Here is a 23065-nt window from a genome sequence, read left to right on the forward strand (position 1 = left end):
CGGAACGCGGTGGTCACCGGGGCCTTCGTCGTGCCGACGTCCTGGAGGTCTCGGATTTCAGTGGAATCGGGAGTCGGATTTCCACTGAACTCGGGGCTCGGATTTCCACTGAAGTCCGGAACTCCACGTGGACGAGGTGCGATGCGTCGTGCCGTGGGCGGGTTGTGAAGCCGGTTTCAGGAGGGAGATCCGCCGGGACGTCGTGTGGTGGAGTGGGGCGGTGCGAATCGCGTGCATCGATGGCGATGGGATCGGGCCCGAGCTGATGGACAGCGCCCGGGAGGTGCTGGCCGCCGCCGCGTCGATGGACGGGCTGACGGTGGAGTTCGGCAGCGAACCCGGCGGGGCCAAGACCTACCTCGAAACCGGAGAACCGCTGGTAGCCGGGGCCCTGGAGCGGTTCCGGAACGAGTACGACGCCGTGCTCAAGGGACCGGTCGGGCTGCCGGAGGTGCGCAAGCCCGACGGGACCGAGGCCGGGGTGCTCGGCGGGGTGCTGCGCGGCGGGCTCGACACCTACGCCAACGTGCGCCCGGTCCGGCTGCTGCCCGGTGTCCGGGACTCGGCGAGCCCGATCGACTACGTGATCGTCAGGGAGAACACCGAGGGCCTGTACCTCTCGCGCGGCTCCGGAGTGCGCAACGAGCGGGCGGCCAGCGACCAGCTGCTGATGACGCGGGTCGGCGTCGAGCGGATCGTGCGGTTCGCCTTCGAGACAGCGCGAACGCGCGACGGCGCCCCCGGCGACGGAGTTCGCCGGGTGACCTGCGTGGACAAGAGCAACGTGCTGCGCAGCTTCGCGTTCTTCCGGGACATCTTCGACGAGATCGCCGCCGACTACCCCGACGTCGAAGCCGATCACCGCTACACCGACGCCGCCGCGCACGACCTCGTCGCCGATCCCGGCCACTTCGACGTGCTGGTCACCGAGAACTTCGTCGGCGACATGCTCAGCGACCTCGGCGCGGCGACCGTGGGCGGGCTCGGCACGTGCCCGTCGGGCAACATCGGCGAGCGCACCGCCTACTTCGAACCCGTGCACGGCAGCGCCCCGTCGATCGCCGGGAAGGACGAGGCGAACCCGACGTCGCAGCTGCTGACCGCGGCGATGCTGCTCGACCACGTGGGCGCCGCCGCCACCGCGAAGCGCATCACCGGCGCCGTCGAGGCCGCCTACGCCGACGGCGCCGTCCGCCTCAACCCGAACGGCACCCCCACCTGCGGCACCCAGGGCGTGACAGCAGCGGTCCTCAGCCGCTTGTGATCGGGGTGGGTAGTTCGCGCTGGGCTCGGGCTGTGCGGGTCCAGCTCCACCAGCCGTGGATGACCAGGGCCGCGAACACCAGGTAGATGGCGGCGCTGAAGTAGAGGCCGGAGGCGATCTGCAGCGGCACTCCGACCGCGTCGACCGCGAGCCAGACCAGCCAGAACTCGACCAGACCCCGACCCTGCGCCCAGAACGCGACACCGGTGCCGATGAAGATCCAGGCGTCCGGCCACGGCGCCCACGAGGCGTCCAGCGCGCTCAGCAGCAGCGCGAACGCCGAGGTGCCCAGGGCCAGAACTCCGACGAGCACCAGCCGTTCGACACCGGTGGCCTTGCGGATCGCCACGCCGTAGACCGGGTCGCTGCGGCGCTTCCAGGCCCACCAGCCGTAGACGGAGATCAGCAGGATCACCACCTGGCGGACGGCCAGACCGCCGAGGTGGGCGGAGGCGTAGACCGCGAACAGCAGCACGGTCGCCGACACCTGCACCGGCCAGGTCGCCACCCAGCGCCGCTGCGCCAGGAAGACCACCGCGAGCGCGCAGAGCTGCCCCACGAGTTCGGCCCAGGAGATCTTCTGACCCAGCACGGTGATCCCGTTGCCGAGCAGCCATTCCGCCACCGCTTGCACGCCCGCTCCTCCCGCCGGGTGCGCCGGGGTGTGCGCGGGCGACCGCGGAACCGGCGAAACACGGCGTGAACCGCCGGGTTTCGCGCACCGCGGTGGCCCGTGCGCGCCTCTCATCCGGACTTTGACCGTCGGTTCCGGAATTCCACCGGATCGGCCGGCACCCACGAGGTGCCGGTTCGCGGACTTTCACCGCCGGTTCGGAGTTTCACCGACCCCGGAGCGCACGAGTTCGTACTGCACTGGCCAACATCCTGCGCCGGTCGATCTGTTCCGCGCTTGAGACGTGGGTCGGATCACAACGGGCCGACACCACTGATGGCCGATCGAACACCCGTACCCCGATCACCTAGACTTGATCGTCCGAAGCTGAACGAGGGGGTAACGCCGGATGAACGACACCGACCGCGCCATCCTCGCCTTCGAGCTGGAGCACTGGCAGTACCAGGGCAACAAGGAACGGGTCATCCAGGAGCGCTTCGGGTTCTCCCCGAACCGCTACTACCAGCGCCTCAACCGCCTGCTGGACGAGCCCGAAGCCTTAGCCCAGCAGCCCGCACTGGTGAAGCGCCTCCTCAACCGGCGCGACCAACGCGCCCAACGGCGCCGCGCGGTCTAGGCGCTGCGAAGCCGCTGCTTCAGGTGCGGGACTCAGCCCGCACCGCCCCGAGTTCTCAAGCCCCCGGCGCCGGTTGGCGTTGTTGCTGGATCCGGACCAGTTCGGCGAGCAGCGGCGCGGCTTGATCGGCAGGCATGGCTTCGAAGGCGGCCTTGATCGCCTCCGGCCCCTGGACGGCTCCCTGCGGTGCGGCGGGCTGGTCGTTCGCGGCCGTTCTGTTGACCAGGTCCACCAGCATCGCGACGATCGTGCGCGGACCGAGCGCGGTCTGCCACCCCTGGATCTGCCCCTCGGGGCCGCGCGGCCCCAGCAGTTCGTGCTCCAAGCGCCGCAGCATCGCGTCCTGTTCCGGGGTCATCTCGTCCTCCTGGTCCTTGGTCACGAGGTCAGCGCGAAAGCGGTCCATGTCGACGTAGCCCGGGTCGATCTTGCCGGTGACGCTGGTCTCCTTGTGGCCCCGCGCCGCTTCGAGCGGCCGGTCGAGGTGACGCAGCACCGCGGCGGTGGCGGTGATCGCCGCGGCGTGCTGCTCGGGGCTCGGCCCCTGATCGACGCCCTGGTAGTCCCACTCGAACCCGACGTAGAGGGTGTTGCCGTCGCCGGCCGGGTTCGGCCCGGAGGCCTTGGCCTCGCCCGCGTGGTTGGCGCGACCCGCGGCGATCACGTGGACCACGCCGTCGAAGCCGATCACCGCGTGGCACAGCGGCCCCTTGAGGTCGCTGCGCCCATCGATGCACAGCTGCACGCTCGGAGCCGGGTTCTCGTACGAGGCCGGAGTCGCGGTGTGGTGTTCGAGCACGCCGACCGCTGCGGTGGGCTGCACGCCCGAGGCGGTGCGTTCCTTCCAGCCGGACGTCTCCACGACGGCCAGACCGGCCGCCCGGAGCACGTCGGCGAGCCACACGAGAGGTAGCGCCATCGGTGATCACCCCCAATGAGATCCCGCGAACCATGGTGTCGGTTCCCCGCACCCGCCCGGAACGGCCAAGAGCGTGAAAAATCGGGACCCACCCGATGGGTGAGCCCCGATCTCTCAACCTCGTGTCAGAGGGTTCCGCTGTGACCCTGCTGGCCTTGTCCGGGCTGTCCCGGAGCGGGCATCTGCTGGGTGGCCTGGTCCCCGGCGTTGCCCTTGCCGCCGAACTGCGACTCGGCGTTGTCCAGCCACCGGCTCCAGCGCTGCTGCATCGGCTGGATGAGGCCGCCACCGACACCGACGATGACCACGCCCGCGGCCGCGGCCAGGACCGCGACCAGCACCGGGGTCGTCACGGTGACCGCGATCCCGATCTGGTTCAGCGCCGAGATGATGCCCAGCGCCAGGATGAAGCCGAAGGCGATCTTGCCGAGCATCGGGCCGAACGAGCGGTTGCCCAGCGAGCTGGTGATCAGGTCGCCGACCGCGCGACCGATCGCACCGGCCACCAGGACCAGGATGACGGCGACGACGACCCGCGGCAGGAACAGCACGACCTGGTCGATGAGGTCCTTCACGGCGTTCGGGCCGAACGCGCTCAACGCCAGCTGCAGGAAGATCAGCAGGATGAAGTAGTAGATCAGCTTGACGAGGATCCCGCCGATGTCGATTCCCGACCCGGACGTCATGTCGTGCAAACCGGACTTCGCCAGGAGTTTGTTGAATCCCAGCTTGTTGAGCACCATCTGAACAGCCTTGGAAACGGCCTTGGCGATGAGCCAGCCGACCAGCAGGATGATCAGGAAAACGATGAGTTTCGGCACGAAGGTGGCGACCGCGGACCACGCCGCGGACAATCCTTGCTGGAGAGCTCCCATAGTCCTTGCTCCTCGGTGAAACCGGAAAATCAATGGCGAATTCGCGTCTCGGAAATCGTTCTCGAACATCAACTCCGCAGCAACTCCGACAGGCGCCACGTTCGGACGACTTTCGTCGCTCTTTCGATTGAATTGTTTGACCAGTTCAATTACGCCATGAATACGAATACCCACCGGGTGAGGCTGCTCGCTTCTCCGTGCTCCCCGCGAACACGCTGATCTCGGACATGCGATTCTGTCGGCATGAGTACCGAAGACGCTGGTGAGCGGGACACCGGTACACAAGATCAAGTGTGCGCGGCGACGCTGCGCCGGCTCGAACGCGCGTCCGGAGGGCTCGCCGGCGCCAGCATCACCGCGATGGAGCAACGACTCCCCTGGTTCCAGCGGCTTCCGGCCGACCAGCGGGCGAGCGTTCAGCTGGTGACCCAGACCGGGGTCTCCAACTTCGTCTCCTGGATGCAGGACCCCAACCAGTCCATCCGGCTGACCGCCGAGGCGTTCCGCAACGCGCCCCGCGACCTCTCCCGCTGGGTCAGCCTCCGCCAGACCCTGGAACTGGTCCGCGTCGCCATCGACGTCTTCGAGCAGCAGCTGCCGGAGCTCGCCGAGAAGGAGCACGAGCGGTTCGTGCTGCTGGAGTCGATCCTGCGCTACACCCGCGAGATCGCCTTCGCCGCCGCCACCTCCTACGCCGCCGCGGCCGAGTCGCGCGGCGCGTGGGACGCCCGGCTCGAAGCGCTGGTCGTCGACGGCATCGTGCGCGGCGACGCCGAGGAGTCACTGCTGTCCCGGGCAGCCGCGCTGGGCTGGGACCCCGCCTCCGAGGCCACCGTGCTGGTCGGCAACGCCCCCTCCGACGACCCGCCGACCGTCGTCTACCAGGTGCGCAGTCGCGCCGCCCGGGTCGGCTGCGCGGTGCTGCTGGGCGTGCAGGGGACGCGGCTCGTGGTCGTCTTCGGCGGTACCGGCGACGGTCGCGACAACGAGCAGATCGCCATCGGGCTGACCGAGGCGTTCGGCGAGGGCCCGGTGGTGGCGGGACCGAGCATGCCGAGCCTGGCCGACGCGCACCGCTCCGCCTCCGACGCGATGTCGGCGTTGAGATCGGTGGTGGCCTGGCCGACCGCGCCGCGCCCGGTCCCCTCCGGCGACCTGCTTCCCGAGCGCGCGCTGGCCGGTGACCCCGAAGCCGAGCGGCAGCTGGTCGAGCGCATCGTGCTGCCGCTGGTCGACGCGGGCGGTGCGCTGATGGAGACGGTCGACACCTACCTCGAGGTCGGCGGCGTGCTGGAGAACTGCGCCCGCCAGCTCTACGTCCACCCCAACACCGTCCGATATCGACTCCGCCGCGTCGCCGAGCTGACCGGGCGCACCCCGTCCAACGCCCGCGACGCCCACGTGCTGCGGGTCGGGCTCGCGGTCGGCCGGCTCGCCAAGGCCCGGGGGCTGTGGTGAGCTCGCGACGAGACCGCGAACGCAGGGCGAATTCGGTGGCGTGGGGTTCACCGGGCTGTCACCGACCGGACACGGCCAACAACGATTCCCCAGTTAAGACCGACCGCCGCAGGTGGCGCTTGTAGACACTCCACAAGTTTGCGCGCAGGACTTAGTCCTCATCGGCATCACCCCGATCCCGCCACCGGGTGTTCAGTAGCAAGAGTGATCGCGCTTCTCGCCCCCGGACAGGGGTCTCAGGCCCCAGGGATGTTCAACCCTTGGTTGGAGCTCGACGGCGTCGAGGACCGCCTCGGACGCTGGTCGGAGCTCACCGGCCTGGACCTGATCAGACTCGGCACCACCGCGGAGGCCGATGAGATCAAGGACACCTCGGTCACGCAGCCGCTGGTCGTGGCGCTGTCGCTGATCGCAGCCGAAGAACTGCGCCGCCGCTTCGAGGTGCCCGCCGACACGCCGGTCGCCGGCCACTCCGTCGGCGAGCTCGCCGCAGCGGCCGTCGCGGGCGCGCTCAGCGCGGACGACGCCGTGGCGCTGGCAGCGGTGCGCGGCCGGGAGATGGCCGCTGCCTGCGCGCTGGAGCCGACCGGCATGGCCGCGGTGCTCGGCGGTGACGAGCAGACCGTGCTGGAGACCCTGGAACGCCTCGGCCTGGACCCGGCCAACCGCAACGGCGGCGGTCAGATCGTCGCCGCCGGCAAGACCGGCGCGCTGGAGCAACTGGCCGCCGAGCCGCCGGAAGGCGCTCGGGTCCGCCCGCTCCCGGTCGCCGGCGCTTTCCACACCCGCTTCATGGTGTCCGCGCAGGAAACCCTGGCGAAGCACGCCGAGAGCGTCGAAGCCACCGACGCGGTGCTGCCGCTGCTGTCCAACGCGGACGGCTCGGTGGTCTCGTCCTCCGACGACATCCTGAGCCGCCTGGTCAACCAGGTGACCAGCCCGGTGCGCTGGGACAGTTGCATGACCGCGCTCGGCGAGCGCGGTGTGGACGCCGTCGTGGAGTTCCCCCCGGCCGGTGCGCTGACCGGCATGGTGCGTCGCGCGCTCAAGGGCGTCCAGACCATCGCCCTCAAGACCCCTGCCGACCTGGACAAGGTCGCCGAACAGCTCGGGAGCGCCGCGTGAGCCTGCCCCACATCGCATCGAAGCCCGCCGTCGCGGGAACCAAGCTGCTGGGCTTCGGCAGCACCCAGGGCAACCGGATCGTCACCAACGACGACCTGGCCAAGCTGGTGGACACCAACGACGAGTGGGTCCGCCAGCGGGTGGGCATCATCCACCGCCGCATGGGCGACGAGCACCAGACGGTGGTCAACATGGCCGTCGAGTCCGGCGCCAAGGCGATCGCCGACGCGGGCCTCACGCCGTCCGATGTGGACCAGGTCATCGTGGCCACCTGCACGATGCCCGGCGGGATCCCCAACGCCGCGGCCCAGGTCGCCGACCAGATCGGCATCAAGGCCAAGAGCGCCTACGACCTCAACGCCGCCTGCGCCGGTTTCGTCTACGCCCTCAACACCGCCTCCGATGCGGTGCGCGCCGGTTCCGCCCGCAACGTGCTGGTGATCGGTTCCGAGCGCTTCCAGGAGTGGATGGACTGGGAAGACCGCTCCAACCTCATCATCTTCGCCGACGGCGCCGGTGCGACCGTGGTCGGCGCGTCCGACGAGCCGCAGCTCGGACCGGGTGTGCTCGGCAGCGCCGGTGACCTGGTGGACACCATCTACCTGCGCGAGGGCAAGTACATCCACCAGGAGGGCCAGTCGGTCTTCCGGTGGGCGACCACGCAGATCGCGCCGGTGGCCATCGAGGCCGTCGAGGCGGCCGGGTTGCAGCTCTCCGACATCGACGTGCTGGTGCCGCACCAGGCGAACCTGCGCATCATCGAGGCCATCGGAAAGAAGTTGCAGAGCAAGGGTGCCCGCGACGACCTCGTCGTCGCGCGTGACATCGTCTACTCCGGCAACACGTCATCGGCGTCGATCCCGCTGTCCATCGACCACATGCGGGCGGCCGGGGAGATCCCCAGCGGCGCCGTGATGCTCCTCGTGGGCTTCGGTGCCGGGCTGTCCTACGCCGCCCAGGTCGCCATCTGCCCCTGATGCCGTTCCACAACCGGAAAAGCCACCGCGGGTGACGCAACCCAGCGGTAGGGACGTAAGAACCAGGAAGGAAAACCAGTGTCGAACGAAGAAATCACCAAGGGTCTCGCCACCATCGTCGAGGAGGTCGCGGGTGTCGACGCGGCCGACGTGACCATCGACAAGTCCTTCGTCGACGACCTGGACATCGACTCGCTGTCCATGGTGGAGATCGCCGTGCAGGCCGAGGACAAGTTCGGCGTCAAGATCCCGGACGACGAGCTGGCCAACCTCAAGACCGTCGGTGATGCGGTGGACTACATCACCAAGAACGCATGACCACCGAAGTCGTCATCACCGGGCTGGGCGCGACGACACCGCTGGGCGGTGACGTCGCGTCCACTTGGGACGGGTTGCTCAACGGCGCCAGCGGCATCCGCCGCCTGGAGGCCGAATGGCTCGACACCTACGAGCTGCCCGCCAAGATCGGCGCACCGCTGGCGGTCGATCCGAGCGAGGTGCTGCCCCGCGTGCAGCTGCGCCGGATGGACCGCTGCGAGGCCATCGCGGTCATCGCGGCCCGCGAGGCGTGGGCGGATGCCGGCTTCGAGATGCCCACGGACGAGTCCGAACCGGTCGACCCGGATCGGCTCGGCGTGTCGCTGGGCACCGGCATCGGCGGCCCGCTGACCCTGCTGCAGCAGGACGACCAGCTGGAAGCGGGTGGCCTGCGCAAGGTTTCGCCGCTGACCGTCCCGATGCTGATGCCCAACGGCCCGGCCGCCATGGTCAGCCTGGAGGTGCGCGCCCGCGCCGGTGTGCACTCGCCGGCTTCGGCATGCGCGTCCGGCGCCGAGGGCCTGGCCAAGGCCGCCGAGATGATCCGGTACGGACACGCCGACGTGGTGGTGGCCGGTGGTGCGGAGTCCTGCATCCACCCGGTCACGATCGCCGGTTTCGCCCAGGCCCGGACCCTGAGCACCCGCAACGACGAGCCGGAGCGCGCCTCCCGCCCGTTCGACGTGGACCGCGACGGGTTCGTGATGGGCGAGGGCGCCGGTGTGGTGATCCTGGAGAGCGCCGAGCACGCCAAGGCGCGCGGTGCTCGGATCTACGGCCGGCTGGCCGGCTCCGGCATCACCTCCGACGCGTACCACATCACCGGTAGCCACCCCGACGGTCTGGGCCAGGTCGCGGCGATGCGCAAGGCGCTGGCCGCAGCCGATCTGCAGCCCTCCGACATCGGGCACGTCAACGCGCACGCCACCTCCACGGTGGTCGGCGACGTGGGCGAGGCGAACTCGGTGCGCAAGGCCATCGGGGACGGCACGGTGGTGACCGCTCCGAAGGGTTCGCTCGGGCACCTGGTCGGCGGGGCCGGTGCGGTGGAGAGCATCGTCACGATCCTCTCGCTGCACCACGGCGTCATCCCGGCGACGCAGAACCTCGAGAACATCGACCCCAAGGTGGAGCTGGACGTGGTGGCCGACAAGCCGCGTCACGTCGAGCAGACCGCCGCCATCAACAACGCCTTCGGCTTCGGCGGGCACAACGTCGCGCTCGCCTTCGCCAGGGCATGATCGCGGCCCGCGGGGACGGGTGACAATCCCGTCCCCGCCACGGCCCGCTTCCTCCCGCGCGATCCGGTGAAGACCGCCCGGAGCTCGGACTCATCGCAGGTTCCGCGCGCACGGCGTCGCGACTCGAACTCCTGCGGACCCTCTGAACAGGACTCCCGGCACGCGCCCGGGGGCGCCGGCGTCACCCGCAGGGGACGGCGGTGGCGCTGTTGGGCAGCTTGCTGATGTCGAGGACCGCGTTGCCGTCCTCGTCGACGACGACCGGGTAGACGACGTCCCACTGCACGCAGCGGGCCTTGGCCTGCGGCGGCGCGTCAACGATGTCCTGGTCGCTCTTGAAGCTCAGCATGACCAGCGCGGAGCGGTCCTGACCGGGATCGATGCGGTGCACCTTGATGTCGAAGTCCGTGGTGCTGCCGTAGTCGTCGAACCACTTGCTCAGGGGCAGCTCCCGCCACTTGCTGGGCGGGACCGTGGACTTCCACAGCTCGTAGTTCCTGCGGTTGATGCCGTCGAAGTAGTTGTCCAGCAGACCCTCGATGATCCGCTGGTCCGGGTACGCGGCGGCGTCAGGTGAGTACTCGACGCCGGAGCGCGACACCTTCTGCTGCGCGACGACGACGCCGCCCGGTGCGGACTCGATGCCCGGGGAACGCGACTCGCGCTCGCCGTAGTAGACCTGTTGGGCTAGCAGGACTCCACCGCCGCCCGCCGCGAGCAGCACGACGACGGCGAGCGGAATCCCCCATTTCAGCCAAGAGCGCACCGGCTCAGCTTCGCACAACCTGATCAGCCGGGTGAGCCCTTCCCCGCGATCGGCCGGAAATCAACCGACGCGGTGCAGCACCGTGACCGGTGCGCCGTCGCCCGCGCGGCGGAACGGCTCCAGGGCGTCGTCCCACTCCGCGCCGAGCAGCTGGCCGACTCGGTGCGAGAAGGCCTCCGGGCCCTTGGCGTTCGCCGCGAGCGTGCGCAGTTGATCTTCGCTCACGACGATGTCACCATTGGCGCTGGTGCAGGCACGCCACAGGCCGAGTCCGGGCGCGTGGCAGAACCGCTGCCCGTCGACCCCATGGCTGGGGTCCTCGGTGATTTCGAAGCGCAACATGGGCCACGCGCGCAGCGCGGTCACCAGGCGTGCTCCAGTACCCGGCTCGCCTGTCCAGGTGCACTCCGCGCGGAGTTGTCCTGGGGCTGCCGGTTGCGCCGTCCAGCGGAGTTCCGTCCGAGTGCCGAGTGCGCCGGAAATCGCCCACTCGACGTGCGGGCAGACCGCAGACGGCGACGAGTGGATGTAGACCACACCGCAGGTGAGGCCACTGTCGCTGCCACGGGTGCTCACTGCTGACCTCCGCTATTCGACGAGGGACGTCTTCCCCTACGACCTCGCGAACTCGACGATCACCAGCTGCGGCGCCATTCTGCATCGCCGGTGGAGATCTCCGCCACCGCGAGATCGTCAACCGTCCATCTGCGACGAAGCCCGGTACCAGCCGAGACCACTCGTCCTTCGGTGACGGTGATTCACTGAAATCGCTGATCCCAGCGCCGCACCGGACGATCGACGTCCCTCGGACGCACCAACGCCCCCTCGGCGGACGAGTGGCGATTACCACTCGAACGGGTTAATGCGCAATCCGAGGGACGTGGCCTGGTCGGCCCCGCTACCGTCTTCCCGGTCGGCCCGAAAGGACCCGGCACACCGGAACTCTCGAGGAGGCCTGATGCACCTGGTGCGGCTCGGAGCGGAACCGACCGAGGTCGGCGCCGACATCCGGGCGGCCATCGCCGCGTGGGGCGCCGGCCGTTCGGTGCTCGGCGGCATCACCGTGTTCGGCTGCCGCCCTCCGGGCAGCCCCCGCCCGCTGGACGCGGTGATCGTGCTGCCGCGCGGGGTGATCGTGGTGCTGGGTGTGGACCTGCCGGAACCGGCGCTGAAGCTCGACGCCCCCGTCGGCACGCCGTGGACGGTGGACGGCTGGCCGCTGCTGCGCACCGAGGGCAAGGTCAACCCGGCGCAGGAAGGGCTGGAATCGGCCGCCGCGCTGGCCCGCAGCCTGCAGACCCGCGGGCTTGAACCGCTGCCGGTGGCCGCGGTCGTCGCGGTCGGCCCCTACGTCGGGCAGGTCATGCAGCCGACGACCGACCTGCACCGCGGCGTCCGGGTGGTCTCGCCGAACACGACCTCCATCCTGTCGGCGGCGCGGGAGCTGGCGACCTACGAGAGCCCGTGCGGAGCGGCGCCCGCGCTGGGCCTGCTCCGGGTGCTGGGAGCTGAAGCGACCGGAGAGACCTTGGTCGAGGAGGGTTTTCCGGAGTCGCCGGAGGTCGACCTCTCCAGCATCGACACGATGCTCATCCCGAAGTACTCCGAGGACCGCCCCGTCGACCACGAGCGCGTGGCCGCGGAGTCCCGGACGTTCCCGCGCGGCAAGCTGCTCGCCGCGGTGGCCGCGGTGGCGGTGGTGTGCGCGCTGCTCGGCGTCCTGACGCTGGGGTCGCCCTCGGCGAGCCCGCCCGAACTGGCGGTACAGCGGGTCGACGGCGTGGAGTTCACGCAGCACGCGATCGACCAGGGCAACGCCTGCGGACCGAACGCCTACGGGGACGTGCAGCGGTGGTTCCAGCAGCAGTCGTGCCGGAGCCTGCGGCGCGGTGCCTTCGAGGCGCGCCTGGGCACCTCGTCGGTGGCGGTCTCGATCGCCGCGGTTGATCTGGCGGACCCGAGATCGGCGACGGAGCTGCGAGGGCTGCTGGAGTCCGCGGGAACGGGCGGCATCAGCGACCTCGTCGCGCAGGGCCGGAGCTGGCCCGGGGCACCGCGGGACTTCGGTGACGCGGCGCAGTCGGTGGAGCAGCGCGGAAGCCAGGTCCGGGTCGTGCAGGCCGTGTGGTCGCAACGGGCCTCCAACCCCGATGACCTGGAACTGCGCGCGATGGCCGAACGCGGCCTGCGGCTCGACGTCTAGCAGCTGAGGACTTGCTTCGCTTGGCGGTGCGGGTAGCGGTGCGAGCTGAATCCCACACCTGAAAACAACGGCCGCCTCATTCCTGAACGGGCTCAGGAGCGCTCCGGGTCCTGGACGCGCGATTCCTCAAGCCGCTGCGCGGGCACCGGACGCGGTCCCTTGGTGAGGTAGGGGTTTCCGAGCCTGGCCAGGAACAACGTCGGCGCGAACAGCGGCACCACGGCCGACAGGGCGGCGGCCGTGACACCTGCTCGCATCACGTCGTTCGGGAACAACGTGGTGCGGTCGAGGAAGCGGCGGGAGATCTGCGCGGTGATCCACAGCAGCACCACGAACCCGACCATGCTCGCCACCGCGACCAGCATCGCGGGCCGGTAACCGAGCCGCTCGGCGCCCAGCATCACCGCGACCCAGCCGAGCAGGGCCGGGAGCTGACCTCGCTCAGTGGTGGCCGCCCACAGCAGCCCGCCGAAGATCGCGAGTCCGCCGCCGCTGTGCTGCCAGGTCTCGGCGACCCGCTCCGCCCAGCCGCCGCCGGTCATCCCGACGCGCGCGGCGAGCTCTCCGAGCACGCCCAGCGCGCTCGGTCCGTGCGCGGGAGAGATGAACTGACCGACGATCCACGCCAGCGCCCACAGCGACACGCAGCAGGCCACGAACTGCTGCCACCTAGGCCGGTCCAGAGCCACGAGCACCAACCGCCGCAATCCCCGCACAACCACCCCAACCGTCGGCCGATCTTCCGAGGATGAGCCACCCCCTCCTCGCCGACCAGCACATCGCCCATGTCTCGCCCGCTCGGGTGAAGCGCGGGGATGACGCGTCGTCAGAAGGTTGCGGGGAGAGCGGTGCAGGGCCCGGATGCCGCGCAGGGCAACGGGATCTGCAGGACTTCGGTGCCGTCGACCAGCCACTGGGCCCGGCCCGGGACGGAGACGAGGACCCGGCCCTGGGGGTCGGCGGAGAGGCCGGGGTGCGCCGGGTCGAGCGGCGGGGTCGCGAACGGCACGCCCGCGGCCAGCTTCTGGCCGGTGTCGGCGGCGTAGGTCGCGACCCGGGCGCGGCCCGGGGCGGTGCAGTCGGCGGGTTCGAGGGCCGCGATGTCCGGGCCAGTTCCGGCGATGGCCAGCGGCCCGCACGGGCCCGTCGGGATCGCGCGACCTGCGTCGACGGTGGTCGGATCCGGGTCGGTGATCAGGAGTTCGGCCGGTCCGCCGCGTGCGGCGAGCACTGCCAGCCGCCCGTCACCGGACAGCGCGAGATCGATCACCCGCAGCCCGGGGGTCGGAAGTTCCCGGCGGTCGCCACCGATCCACAGCACGATCCGGTCGCCGTCGGCGTAGGCGACCCGGCCGCCCGCCGAGGTCAGCGCACGCGCGTCTCCGGCCTCGTCGAGGTCCCGTTGCCCGCCGTCGGCGGTCACCTCGACGACCCGATGACCATCCGATGTGGACACCAGCGCGAACACCCGGCCCTGGTCCTCCGCCAGATCGGTCACCTCGCCACCGGACACCTGGGCGACGTCGTCCTGCCTGCGCCCGGACGCCACGTCGAACGACGCGATCGCCCCGGCTCCCACGGCGGCGACGTAGTTGCCCGGCCGCACGCTCACCGGCTGCGGGTCCGGCGTCTGGAATCCCAGTGCCACGCCGATGAAGACGGCCGCCACCGCGGCTGCGGCGACGACCAGGAAAGTCGGTCGGCGGAAAGGCGCCCGACGGCGCCGGGCCGCGGCCAGCAGCCGCGGCAACGAGTCCGGCGCGGGTTCGACATCGGCGACGGCCCGGTGCATCCGGGCGCGCACCAGCTCGGTGTCGCGATCGAGTTCGTTCACACCCGCTCCCCCAGCAACTCCGACAGCCTGGCCACCCCGCGCGAGCAGTAGGACTTCACCGACCCCTGGCTGCATCCCATCACCTCGGCGGTGCGGAGTTCGCTCAGGTCGGCGTAGTAGCGCAGCACGATGGCCTCCCGCTGCCGCCGCGGCAACCGCGCGAGGGCTTGGGCGAGGACGGCGCGATCGAGTCCGCGCCCGGTGTCGTCGGGAAGGCTGTCGGCCACGGCCAGCTTCGGCAGGTACTTGCGGGCGACCAGCCGTCTGCGCAACGTCGATCTCGCCCGGTTGAGCACCGCCTGCCGCAGGAAGGCCAGCGCCTTGTCGGGATCGCGCAGCCTGGTCCGCGAATCGAAGACCCGCAGGTAGGCGTCCTGCACGATGTCCTCGGCGGAGGCTCGGTCGTCCACCAGCAGCACCGCGATCCGCAGCAGTTGCGCGTAGTGCTCCTGGTAGAGGTCGGTCAGCTTGCTCGTCAGCTCGTCCATTGCCGCCAGCCCGTCACCCGGCCGGACGGTCACAGGCATTGCGATCGACACCGTCACATCTGTGCACGACGCCCGAGACCCCCTTCTGGGTTGTGGCCGGAATCCGGTCGTTACCGAATCGGCTGTGATCAACGGCGGCGACTCTACCGACGCGGCGCGCCGTTGATCAGGCCATCCGGCGACTTCACGCCAGTGGACCAAGATCGGCTGCGGCGCCGGCTCCGGAGTGGAAGCCGACATGCCGCTTTCCGGAGATCTCACCCGAGCAGGCTGCCCGCCGCTTCACATCCTGATTACTCTCGCGCAACAGGCTGGACATTCCAGACGCGCGAGCCGATGCTCTAGAACTGCTGTGCAACCGCATCTCGCGCAGCAGGATTGGAGTCCGAGACGGTGGCTACGACAACGGCCCCGAGCGGTGGATCGGCTCGGAAACGCAGAATGAGTCCCAAGGAAATCACCATCTGGGTGCTGGTCGCGTTGGTCGGCGCGGTCAGCTGGGGTGTGATCGCGCTGGTGCGCGGTGAGGAGATCTCGGCCGCCTGGCTGGTCTTCGCAGCCCTGGCGTCCTATGCCATCGCGTACCGGTTCTACGCCCGGTTCATCACAAACCGGGTCCTCAAGACCGACGACGAGCGGGCGACCCCGGCCGAGCGGCTCAACAACGGAGCCGACTTCCACCCGACCGACCGGCGGGTGCTGTTCGGCCACCACTTCGCCGCGATCGCGGGCGCCGGTCCGCTGGTGGGTCCGGTACTGGCCGCGCAGATGGGTTATCTGCCCGGCACGATCTGGATCATCATCGGCGTCATCTTCGCCGGTGCCGTGCAGGACATGGTGGTCCTGTTCTTCTCCACCCGCCGCAACGGCCGCAGCCTCGGCCAGATGGCCCGCGAGGAGATCGGCCCGGTGGGCGGCGTGGCGGCGCTGATCGCCGTGCTCGCGATCATGATCATCCTGCTGGCGGTGCTGGCGCTGGTCGTGGTGGGTGCGCTCAAGGGCTCGCCGTGGGGCGCGTTCTCCATCGGCATGACGATCCCGATCGCCCTGTTCATGGGCTTCTACCTGCGATACCTGCGGCCCGGCAAGATCGTCGAGGTGTCGGTGATCGGCATCGCGCTGCTGCTGCTGAGCATCGCGGGCGGCAGTTGGGTCGCCGAGTCCGGCATGGCGGAGTTCTTCACCCTCTCCGGCAACGAGGTCACCTTCGCGCTGATCATCTACGGCTTCGTCGCCTCGGTGCTGCCGGTGTGGATGCTGCTGGCTCCGCGCGACTACCTGAGCACCTTCATGAAGGTCGGCGTGATCGTGCTGCTGGCGGTGTCGATCCTGGTCGCGATGCCGGGGATGAAGACCGCTGCGGTCACCGACTTCGCGCTCAACGGTCAGGGGCCGGTGTTCTCCGGTGCGCTGTTCCCGTTCGTGTTCATCACGATCGCCTGCGGTGCGCTGTCCGGGTTCCACGCGCTGATCTCCTCGGGCACCACGCCGAAGATGATCGAGAAGGAATCGCAGATCCGGGTCATCGGCTACGGCGGCATGCTCACCGAGTCGTTCGTGGCGATCATGGCGCTGGCCGCGGCCTGCATCATCGATCCGGGCATCTACTTCGCGATGAACATGCCCGACAGCGCGCTCGGCGACACCGTGCAGTCGGCGTCGCAGGCGGTGGCGGGCATCGGCTTCCAGGTCACCCCGGAGCAGCTAACGGCTGCCGCGGCGGCGGTCGAGGAGGAGACGCTGGTGGGCCGCAGCGGCGGCGCACCGACCCTGGCGCTGGGCCTGTCCGAGGTGTTCTCGCAGGTCATGGGCGGGGACGCGATGAAGGCGTTCTGGTACCACTTCGCGGTGATGTTCGAGGCGCTGTTCATCCTGACCACTGTGGACGCCGGTACCCGAGTGGGCCGGTTCATGCTGCAGGACACGGTCGGCAACGTCTGGAAGCGCTTCGGCGACGTCAGCTGGAAGCCGGGCAACTGGCTGGCCAGCGCGGTCATCGTCGGCGCGTGGGGCTACTTCCTGTGGGCCGGCGTGAACGACCCGCTGGGCGGCATCAACCAGCTGTTCCCGCTGTTCGGCATCGCCAACCAGCTGCTGGCTGCGGTGGCGCTCGCCGTGGCCACGACGCTGCTGATCAAGGCGGGCAAGGCCAAGTACGCCTGGGTGACGCTGATCCCGCTGGCCTGGGACGCGGCGGTGACGCTGACGGCGAGCTGGCAGAAGATCTTCTCGTCCGACGCCAAGATCGGGTTCTTCGCCCAGCGAGCTTCCTACCAGGCCGCGCTCGACGCCGGGCAGACCAGCAAGGGCACGGCCGACACCGTCGAGGAGATGCAGAAGGTGGTGGTCAACTCCACTGTGGACGGCGTGCTGAGCGTGCTGTTCGCGGTGCTGATCATCATCGTGCTGGTGGACGCGGTCCGGGTTTGGATCAAGGCCCTGCGCTCCACCGAGCCGCTGCCCAGCACCGAGGCCGAGTACGTGAAGTCGGAGCTGTGGGCGCCTTCCGGCCTCATCCCCACGGCCGAGGAACGCCAGAAGCAGAAGGAGCTCGCTTCCTCCGGGAGTGGCGGGAGTTGAGCGGCACGACGCTGACCAGGCTGCGCGGATCCGTCCGCGCGGCCTGGCAGATCGTGCGCGGTGTCGTGGGCGAGACGGCCTACGAGACCTACCTGGAGCACCACCGCGCTCACCACGGCACCGAGCAGCCGATGTCCGAGCGCGAGTTCTGGCGGGCCCACATCGACCGCAAGGAGATCGATCCCGGATCGCGCTGCTGCTGATCTGAGATCGAGAGGGCGGGAGTTCCACCGGGAACTCCCGCCCTCCGTCGTTCGCGAGGACATTCCCCGTCAGCGGGTTTCCACTGAGCGGTAGCGAGGCATCCTCAGGGGCGGTCGCGGATCGGACAGTGATGCTTGTCCGTGGTCCCCGAAGAAGTGAGGCCCCACCTTGCGCACCCAGGTCGCGATCGTCGGCGGTGGTCCCGCCGGTCTGCTGCTGTCCCACCTGCTGCACCTGCAGGGCATCGACTCGGTCGTGCTGGAGCGGCGAAGCCAGGAGTACGTCCAGCAGCGGGTCCGCGCGGGCGTGCTGGAGCAGGGCACGGTCGACCTGCTGCGGGAGGTCGGCGTGGGCGAGCGGATGCTGCGCGAGGGCGACCGGCACGAGGGCGTGCACATGCAGTTCGACGACGAGCGGCTGCACATCCCGTTCACCGAGCTCACCGGTCGCGCGATCACCGTCTACGGCCAGCAGGAGGTCGTCAAGGACCTCAACGAGCGGCGGCGAGCCGACGGCGGTCAGGTGCTGTTCCAGGTCGACGACGTCGCGGTGCACGACGTGACCACCGAGAGCCCGAGCGTGACCTTCACCCACGACGGCCGCGCGCAGGTGCTGCACGCGGACTTCGTCGCCGGCTGCGACGGCTTCCACGGGGTGTGCCGGGACGTCATCCCGCCGGACGTGCGCCGCGTCTACGAGCGGGTCTACCCGTTCGGCTGGCTGGGCATCCTCGCCGAGATCGCACCCTCCACCGATGAGCTGATCTACGCCAACCACGCGAGCGGGTTCGCGCTGCACAGCATGCGTTCGGCCGACATCAGCCGCTTCTACCTGCAGTGCGAGCCGGACGAGACGCTGGCGAACTGGCCCGACGCGCGCATCTGGGACGAGCTGCACGCGCGCCTGGCCGCTCCGGGCTGGAAGCTGCGGGAGGGCCCGATCATCGACCGGTCGGTCACCGCGATGCGCAGCTTCGTGGCCGAGCCGCTGCGCCACGGGAAGCTCTTCCTCGCGGGCGATTCGGCGCACATCGTGCCGCCGACCGGCGCGAAGGGCCTCAACCTGGCGGTGGCCGACGTGGACCGGCTCGCGGAGGCGCTCGTCGACCACTACCGCACGGGCAGCGACGCCGGGCTGGACGAGTACTCGGCGAAGTGCCTGGAAAGGGTCTGGCGGGTGCAGCACTTCTCGTGGTGGATGACGTCGATGACGCACCGCTTCGAGGGCCCGGACGAGGACTTCGAGCGCCGCCTGCAGCGCTCCCAGTTCGACTACCTGCGCTCCTCGACGGCAGCGGCGACGACGCTGGCGGAGAACTACGTCGGCATGCCGCTGCGCTGAAAATCGGTTTCGCACCGTTCACCCGGGCGGAACAATTCGGCGAGTGGATTTCGAGAGCTTTGACGCGCGGGGATACCGGACGGTCGACGTCCGGACGGGATACGGCGAGTGGGTCGCCGACTACGAGAACACCGTCGAGGACGTGATGGACCTGGCGCTGCTGGAGCGCCTGGCCGAGCCGAGGTGGTCGGCGGTGAGCAGGGCCGCCGACCTCGGCTGCGGCACCGGCCGCACCGGGCAGTGGCTTCGGGAGCACGGCGTCGAGCACATCGACGGCGTGGACGTCACCCCGGAGATGCTGGACCTGGCGCGCCGCCGCGGCGCGCACGAGCGGCTGGAGGAGGCCGACGCCACGGCCACCGGACTTCCCGGCGGCGCCTACGAACTGGTGATCTGCTCGCTGATCGACGAGCACCTGGACGACCTGCGTCCGCTTTACTCGGAGGCGCACCGGCTGGCCGCGCCCGGGGCGGCGTTCGTGCTGGTCACGTTCCACCCGCACTTCATCATGACCTCGGGCATGCCCACCCACTACACCAACGCCGAAGGCGAACCGGTCGCGATCGCCACCAACGTGCACCTGATCAGCGACCACATCGCAGCAGGCCTCGGCGCGGGCTGGCGGCTGGCCGAGCTGCACGAGAACGTCATCGACGACGTTTGGCTGAAGATCAAGCCCAAGTGGGAGCGCTTCCGCAACCACCCCTTCTCAGCCGCCTACACCTGGCGCAAGGACGCCTAGCGGGTCAGGAATGCGGCGGTGCTGCGGTTCTCAGCCCTTCCAGTACCTGGCCGACTGTCCTGGGCGCGCCCGCAACGCCCGCCACCGCCACCGACGGCCTCGTGGGAGCGGTGGTGGTGCGGGTGGTTCGGGCAGGGGCTCGTCGGGATCGGCGGGCGCCCAGGTGGCGAGGTCACCGGGGGTTCCGCGCCAGAAGACGGGCTCGCCGATGTCGAGGTCGTCGGTCAACCAGCAGGTCTGGTCGGGGTCCCATCCCGCGAGCATGGTGCGCGCGCCGCCGACTGAGAGGGCCCGCCCCGCCGTGGTGAGGTAGCCGGCGCAGGTGAGGTGCACGGCGTCGTGGTCGGCGGCCACGGCTTCCCAGTCGGGGATCAACCAGCGGCCGGCCCAGCCGGTGACCCGCCACCAGTCGTGCCTGCGGGACCTGGTGACCTCGAGCGGGTAGCGCTCCACGAGCTCGCACCACGCCTCCGGCCCGGTGATCTCGTGGACGCGGGGCCGCCGTGTCGAGCGGACTTCCCGGCACCACGCCCACTCCGAGCCGAGCCCGTCCTCCTGGAGGCACAGACCGAGCGGAGCGGGCCGAGCACGGGTGCTGGTGATGAAGTCGCCTGCTGGCGACGACCACCAGCAGCCGCTCAGGGGCGCGGTCACGTCCGACGGCCGCTCGCGACGTTCGTCCTCGACCACACCGGCCCGCCACTCGGCCAGCACCTCGGCCACCGGCCGGTCCGCGGGTGCCCCGCCCGGCCGCATCCGCACGTGGACCTGGGCGTCGAGATCGACCGCCGAGGACCACCACCTCGCCGCCGGAGCTGCGGCGATCGCACGCGCGGCGGGCAGCAGCAGCGGGGCGATGCGCGGCGACGCCAACGCCCGATCGACCTCGTACGGCTCCTGCCAGTACATCGCCCTGTCGGCCGAATCCGCGAGCCGCGCAAGCAGTTCCAGCTCGTTCAAGGCCGCCAGGGCCTCGATCTCACGCGGGTCCACCCGCTCGACGATCTCCTCCACGTCGACGTCGAGCGTCGGCAACCGCCCGCCTGAGGCCGCGCTGAAGCACAGCCACCGGCCCCGCGGTGCCGCCACCAACTCCTCGGCGAAGCCCATACCCGGGACGGTAGCGACCGCCGCGCCTCCACGAGGCGGAATTTTCGCAGCCGCTCCAGCGCGCGGGAGAATTTTTTCAGTCTGCGCTGAAGCGGAAAAGCCTGTTCACGGCCTCCCGCGTTCCCCCAAACGAGTGGACAGCTTGATGTCCGGTGAGGCCGCCGCGGGTGGTGTGTAAGCTTGGCGCTGGTCGTTGTTTTTCTGGGTTCGTGTTTGCGCACGCTCGCAGGATTTGATGCGAGCGAGCAGCTTGTCCGTGGTTGTAGCTGGAAAGCCGCCGTTCGAGATCCCCGGCCCGGGCTCCCACGAAGTGTGGGCTCCCGTCAAACGCTCCAGCTCCCAGGAGGAGACAGACATGGCACAGGGAACTGTGAAGTGGTTCAACGCTGAAAAGGGCTTCGGCTTCATCGCCCCCAACGACGGTGGCCCGGACGTCTTCGTCCACTACTCGGCCATCGACGCCAGCGGGTTCCGCAGCCTCGAAGAGGACCAGCAGGTCACCTACGAGGTCACCCAGGGCCCGAAGGGCCCGCAGGCCAGCTCGGTTCGCGTCTGAGCCTCGCACGCATGAACGCCGCCGGCTGCTCACCTTCGGGCGAGCAGCCGGCGCGCTGCTATCAGGAAGGTTTCTCATAACCACCGCAACACCCGTGTCCTCCGGGACACCGGCACCCAGGCAGGCCGCTCCGGACGAGATCGCCCCGGTCCAGTTCGTCGAGCCAGAACACGCCGCCGAAGCAGAACAACCTCAACCGGTCGCCGACCACAGCGAAGCCGGAATGCTCGATCTCCGCAGCCCTTTCACCGCGTAGAACGCGCCGAAGCACCCTCGAGGTGCTCGATCTCGACAGGCCTCTCAGCCTCGCGGAGGCCCGATTCGACTGCGCCTGTCCCAGGTTCGCGTCTCCAGTCCGATCCTGTTGAGCTGCTCGCCCTGATCACCAGCAGGTGAGCCCCCGAAGACGGCGAAAATGCGGTGCGGTGTCGAGGGCGGCGCCCGTAGCATTTGGCGATGTTCTCCTGGCTCGTCCGTCGAGGTGGAGGGCTCGTGGCGGCTTCTCCGTCTCGACCGGTGCTGGCGACGTCGGTCGGAGCTCTCGGCGTGGCCACCTCCGGACTGTTCGTGGCGCTCTCCGCCACTTCGCCGGGGACGGCGTCGTTCTTCCGATGCATCCTCGCGCTCCCGCTGCTGGCGCCGCTCGCACTGGCCGAGCGCGCCTCTGGCGGACGCATATCACCTGTTCAGACAGCATGGGCTGCGACGGCCGGGGCCCTGTTCGCAGCCGACGCCCTGCTGTGGACGCAGGCGATCTACGAGGTCGGCGTGGGGCTGTCCGCCGTGCTGGTCAACGCACAGGTCGTGATGGTGCCCCTGCTGGCGGTCGTCATCGACCGCGAAACGCTCAGCCGCCGGTTCCTCGTGATCCTTCCGGTGATCGTCGCGGGCACGTTCCTGACCGGCGGCGTCTTCGAGACCGGAGCGACCGGCTCGTCCCCGGTGGCGGGCACGGTGCACGCGGTTCTGGCCGCGCTGTGCTACTCGGGTTTCTTGTTCTTGCTGCGTCGCGGTGGACCCGACCGGCCGCTGGTTCAGTCCTACTCGATCATCATGGCCTCGGCCGCGGTGTTCGCGGCAGTGGTCGGCTCGATGTGGGGCGGCTTCGACGCGGCACCGGGCTGGGGACCGCTCGGCTGGCTGGCTCTGACCGCCGTCTGCGGCCAGGTGCTCGGATGGCTGCTCGTCGCCGTGGGAAGCCCCCGGTTGCGCGTCGAGGTGGGATCCGCCCTCCTGCTGCTCACTCCTGTCGGAGCGCTCCTGCTGGGCGCCGTTGCGCTCGGAGAAGTCCCCTCGGCCCTGCAGATCCTCGGATGCGCCCTCGTGCTCGGCAGCGCCTACCTGGTGACCGCCAGCAGCAGGCGAGAACCCGGCCCCGACGGCGGCTGGAGGCGTCAGAAGAAGACTGCGGCGCACCCGGAGCGATTTTGCTGATTGAGCCCGGAGACCCGCGAACGATCTCGCGCGACTGGTGGCTTTCCACCCGAGACATCGCGGATCAGCTTGGGCGCAGGAAGGTCTCGACCACCCAGGCCGCGGGATCGGAGATCAGGCGGTGAGGGAATTGAAGTGCGGGGAAAGTGTGGAGATGATCTCTCTGCCCTTTCCCCGCCACATGTTTCACCTGCGAATACGTGGGGCAGGTGGGACTTGAACCCACGACCTGACGGATTATGAGTCGGCCATCTGTTACCGCTCCGTTGTAAAACAGGGGCAAATCGGGCGTGCCGAGTACGTCTGAATGCCCCAGCGGGCATCATTCGCAGGAGTTCGCACCCAGTCCGGCACCCAGCGATCCACCCGAAATCGGTGTC

General features: G+C 69.7%; 23 protein-coding genes and 1 riboswitch. Of the genes, 14 read left to right on the top strand and 9 right to left on the bottom strand.

Annotated features, from left to right (window positions below):
* Window positions 1–220: 220 nt before the first annotated feature.
* Window positions 221–1264, top strand: a complete 1044-nt coding sequence (locus AB0J78_RS23935) for an isocitrate/isopropylmalate family dehydrogenase (protein WP_363792603.1) — start codon at window positions 221–223, stop codon at window positions 1262–1264.
* On the opposite strand, the gene AB0J78_RS23940 is transcribed toward AB0J78_RS23935, so the two are convergent.
* Window positions 1251–1898, bottom strand: a complete 648-nt coding sequence (locus AB0J78_RS23940) for a nicotinamide mononucleotide transporter family protein (RefSeq protein WP_363792605.1) — start codon at window positions 1896–1898, stop codon at window positions 1251–1253. The genes AB0J78_RS23935 and AB0J78_RS23940 overlap by 14 nt on opposite strands.
* Window positions 1899–1996: 98 nt before the next feature.
* A riboswitch (FMN riboswitch) is annotated at window positions 1997–2124 on the bottom strand.
* Window positions 2125–2286: 162 nt separating this feature from the next.
* Here AB0J78_RS23940 and AB0J78_RS23945 point away from each other — a divergent pair.
* Entirely contained in the window at window positions 2287–2514 is a 228-nt protein-coding gene (locus AB0J78_RS23945; protein WP_093420858.1) for a DUF3263 domain-containing protein, read from the top strand.
* A gap of 55 nt (window positions 2515–2569) precedes the next feature.
* On the opposite strand, the gene AB0J78_RS23950 is transcribed toward AB0J78_RS23945, so the two are convergent.
* Together AB0J78_RS23950 and AB0J78_RS23955 are read right to left on the bottom strand one after the other, a co-directional pair.
* A complete protein-coding gene (locus AB0J78_RS23950) occupies window positions 2570–3433 on the bottom strand; it encodes an N-acetylmuramoyl-L-alanine amidase (RefSeq protein ID WP_363792607.1) in 864 nt (287 codons plus the stop codon).
* A gap of 125 nt (window positions 3434–3558) precedes the next feature.
* Window positions 3559–4308, bottom strand: coding sequence for a hypothetical protein (locus AB0J78_RS23955; RefSeq protein ID WP_363792609.1), 750 nt, complete (start codon window positions 4306–4308; stop codon window positions 3559–3561).
* Window positions 4309–4551: 243 nt separating this feature from the next.
* Between AB0J78_RS23955 and AB0J78_RS23960 the strand changes: the two genes are divergently transcribed.
* From AB0J78_RS23960 to AB0J78_RS23980, 5 genes are all read left to right on the top strand, one after another.
* Window positions 4552–5766: a helix-turn-helix domain-containing protein gene (locus AB0J78_RS23960; protein ID WP_363792611.1), complete on the top strand. Its 1215-nt coding sequence runs from the start codon at window positions 4552–4554 to the stop codon at window positions 5764–5766.
* A gap of 204 nt (window positions 5767–5970) precedes the next feature.
* The gene (locus AB0J78_RS23965; RefSeq protein WP_363792613.1) at window positions 5971–6891 is read left to right on the top strand and encodes an ACP S-malonyltransferase; all 921 of its coding nucleotides are present in this window, start codon (window positions 5971–5973) and stop codon (window positions 6889–6891) included.
* On the top strand, window positions 6888–7868 hold the full coding sequence (locus tag AB0J78_RS23970; protein ID WP_363792614.1) for a beta-ketoacyl-ACP synthase III: 981 nt from the start codon (window positions 6888–6890) through the stop codon (window positions 7866–7868). The genes AB0J78_RS23965 and AB0J78_RS23970 overlap by 4 nt, the downstream gene beginning before the upstream one ends.
* 78 nt (window positions 7869–7946) lie before the next feature.
* Window positions 7947–8186, top strand: coding sequence for an acyl carrier protein (locus AB0J78_RS23975; protein WP_132680878.1), 240 nt, complete (start codon window positions 7947–7949; stop codon window positions 8184–8186).
* Window positions 8183–9427 (top strand): beta-ketoacyl-[acyl-carrier-protein] synthase family protein, encoded by a 1245-nt coding sequence (locus tag AB0J78_RS23980; RefSeq protein WP_363792616.1) that lies wholly within the window; start codon window positions 8183–8185, stop codon window positions 9425–9427. Before AB0J78_RS23975 ends, AB0J78_RS23980 begins: the two co-directional genes overlap by 4 nt.
* A 181-nt stretch (window positions 9428–9608) precedes the next feature.
* Here AB0J78_RS23980 and AB0J78_RS23985 read toward each other — a convergent pair whose 3' ends face one another.
* Together AB0J78_RS23985 and AB0J78_RS23990 are read right to left on the bottom strand one after the other, a co-directional pair.
* Window positions 9609–10193, bottom strand: a complete 585-nt coding sequence (locus AB0J78_RS23985; protein WP_363792618.1) for a hypothetical protein — start codon at window positions 10191–10193, stop codon at window positions 9609–9611.
* Between the two features lie 60 nt (window positions 10194–10253).
* Window positions 10254–10769 (bottom strand): DUF3145 domain-containing protein, encoded by a 516-nt coding sequence (locus AB0J78_RS23990; RefSeq protein ID WP_132621199.1) that lies wholly within the window; start codon window positions 10767–10769, stop codon window positions 10254–10256.
* A gap of 382 nt (window positions 10770–11151) precedes the next feature.
* Here AB0J78_RS23990 and AB0J78_RS23995 point away from each other — a divergent pair, with 382 nt between their 5' ends.
* A complete protein-coding gene (locus tag AB0J78_RS23995) occupies window positions 11152–12396 on the top strand; it encodes a hypothetical protein (RefSeq protein ID WP_363792620.1) in 1245 nt (414 codons plus the stop codon).
* A gap of 92 nt (window positions 12397–12488) precedes the next feature.
* On the opposite strand, the gene AB0J78_RS24000 is transcribed toward AB0J78_RS23995, so the two are convergent.
* The 3 genes from AB0J78_RS24000 to AB0J78_RS24010 all read right to left on the bottom strand — a co-directional run bounded on the left by AB0J78_RS24000 (window position 12489) and on the right by AB0J78_RS24010 (window position 14757).
* On the bottom strand, window positions 12489–13091 hold the full coding sequence (locus tag AB0J78_RS24000; RefSeq protein WP_363792827.1) for a hypothetical protein: 603 nt from the start codon (window positions 13089–13091) through the stop codon (window positions 12489–12491).
* Between the two features lie 131 nt (window positions 13092–13222).
* Window positions 13223–14230 carry a hypothetical protein gene (locus tag AB0J78_RS24005; protein ID WP_363792622.1) on the bottom strand — a complete coding sequence of 336 codons (1008 nt, stop codon included), beginning with the start codon at window positions 14228–14230 and terminating at the stop codon, window positions 13223–13225.
* Window positions 14227–14757 (bottom strand): SigE family RNA polymerase sigma factor, encoded by a 531-nt coding sequence (locus tag AB0J78_RS24010; RefSeq protein WP_363792624.1) that lies wholly within the window; start codon window positions 14755–14757, stop codon window positions 14227–14229. Before AB0J78_RS24010 ends, AB0J78_RS24005 begins: the two co-directional genes overlap by 4 nt.
* A 402-nt stretch (window positions 14758–15159) precedes the next feature.
* Here AB0J78_RS24010 and AB0J78_RS24015 point away from each other — a divergent pair, with 402 nt between their 5' ends.
* From AB0J78_RS24015 to AB0J78_RS24030, 4 genes are all read left to right on the top strand, one after another.
* On the top strand, window positions 15160–17298 hold the full coding sequence (locus AB0J78_RS24015) for a carbon starvation CstA family protein (RefSeq protein WP_363792625.1): 2139 nt from the start codon (window positions 15160–15162) through the stop codon (window positions 17296–17298).
* Entirely contained in the window at window positions 17295–17501 is a 207-nt protein-coding gene (locus AB0J78_RS24020; RefSeq protein ID WP_132621189.1) for a YbdD/YjiX family protein, read from the top strand. The genes AB0J78_RS24015 and AB0J78_RS24020 overlap by 4 nt, the downstream gene beginning before the upstream one ends.
* A gap of 169 nt (window positions 17502–17670) precedes the next feature.
* Window positions 17671–18843 carry a 4-hydroxybenzoate 3-monooxygenase gene (gene pobA, locus AB0J78_RS24025; RefSeq protein WP_363792627.1) on the top strand — a complete coding sequence of 391 codons (1173 nt, stop codon included), beginning with the start codon at window positions 17671–17673 and terminating at the stop codon, window positions 18841–18843.
* Between the two features lie 43 nt (window positions 18844–18886).
* Window positions 18887–19585 carry a class I SAM-dependent methyltransferase gene (locus AB0J78_RS24030; protein WP_363792629.1) on the top strand — a complete coding sequence of 233 codons (699 nt, stop codon included), beginning with the start codon at window positions 18887–18889 and terminating at the stop codon, window positions 19583–19585.
* Between the two features lie 30 nt (window positions 19586–19615).
* Here the strand turns inward: AB0J78_RS24030 and AB0J78_RS24035 are convergent, their stop codons facing one another.
* Complete coding sequence (locus AB0J78_RS24035) at window positions 19616–20695, bottom strand: hypothetical protein (protein WP_363792631.1); 1080 nt, start codon at window positions 20693–20695, stop codon at window positions 19616–19618.
* Between the two features lie 355 nt (window positions 20696–21050).
* Between AB0J78_RS24035 and AB0J78_RS24040 the strand changes: the two genes are divergently transcribed.
* On the top strand, window positions 21051–21251 hold the full coding sequence (locus AB0J78_RS24040) for a cold-shock protein (protein WP_132621185.1): 201 nt from the start codon (window positions 21051–21053) through the stop codon (window positions 21249–21251).
* Between the two features lie 492 nt (window positions 21252–21743).
* On the top strand, window positions 21744–22685 hold the full coding sequence (locus AB0J78_RS24045; protein ID WP_363792633.1) for a DMT family transporter: 942 nt from the start codon (window positions 21744–21746) through the stop codon (window positions 22683–22685).
* The last annotated feature ends 380 nt before the right edge of the window (window positions 22686–23065 follow it).

This window comes from Saccharopolyspora sp. NPDC049426, from assembly GCF_040676935.1.
Lineage (GTDB): Bacteria > Actinomycetota > Actinomycetes > Mycobacteriales > Pseudonocardiaceae > Saccharopolyspora.